Genomic DNA, 768 nt, shown 5'->3' with positions numbered 1-768 from the left:
GCTTATGTGGAAGGCGATCTAATACATGTTAGGCATATCAGGAGGTTGAGTGCCCATTCGTACATTTGATTTCTGCGCACTTCAGTTTTTGAACCAGTGGCTGGAGAAAGAGGCAAACTATTGCGAGTCCCCGGCCTCCAGTGATGCGTCTTTACAGAGGGAATCGCTTGTTGCAGCAGGAGGGTATTTTCGAGTCGCTCGCAACCTGCCAAAAAAATACGACACTGATAGGGGGTTACAGAGATATGAGCCTGTCTTGGAGATATTGAACGATCTTGCCCCTGTAACCTTCGATAATGTAATAGATGTCGTCAACTATACGCGACAGCGTATTTCTTCCAAATATGGCCAGAGAAGTGTTCTATCGCTGACTACCAAATTTCTGTGGCTGAAAGTCAAAAGCCCTGTTCGTATATATGATCGGCAGGCACGAATTGCCTTAGGTACCTCAGAAGGGGATTATCTCGCATTCAATACTGCATTTACGACACGATATTCGGAGTGTCAGGAAGAAATTGAAAAAGCATGCCGCAATCTGATAAACGTAATTTCCTATACAGTAAGACCAAATTTGCAGCAAGAATCGCTGGTGAATTTAGTGTCATCTACGTGGTTTCGGGAACGAGTGCTAGATATTTACTTATGGAATGAAGGAAGTGCCTAACAAGGCCAGGCACGCGACGCCTGCTGCATTGCGGCTTCGCCTCCATTCCGCAGCCGCGCATGCTGGCTGGCGTTATATCTCTTGAGGTAGATCTGTGCTAACCG

General features: G+C 46.5%; 1 protein-coding gene. It reads left to right on the top strand.

Features of this window, described 5'->3' with window-relative positions; genetic code table 11:
* Positions 1-49 precede the first annotated feature (49 nt).
* Positions 50-664, top strand: coding sequence for a hypothetical protein (locus HMPREF3179_RS06680; RefSeq protein ID WP_036560325.1), 615 nt, complete (start codon positions 50-52; stop codon positions 662-664).
* The last annotated feature ends 104 nt before the right edge of the window (positions 665-768 follow it).

Source organism: Oligella sp. HMSC09E12, assembly GCF_001808505.1.
GTDB classification, from domain to species: Bacteria; Pseudomonadota; Gammaproteobacteria; order Burkholderiales; family Burkholderiaceae_B; genus Oligella; species Oligella urethralis.
The sequence above is the reverse complement of the archived record's forward strand: the minus strand, read 5'-3'. Positions and strand labels throughout refer to the sequence as shown.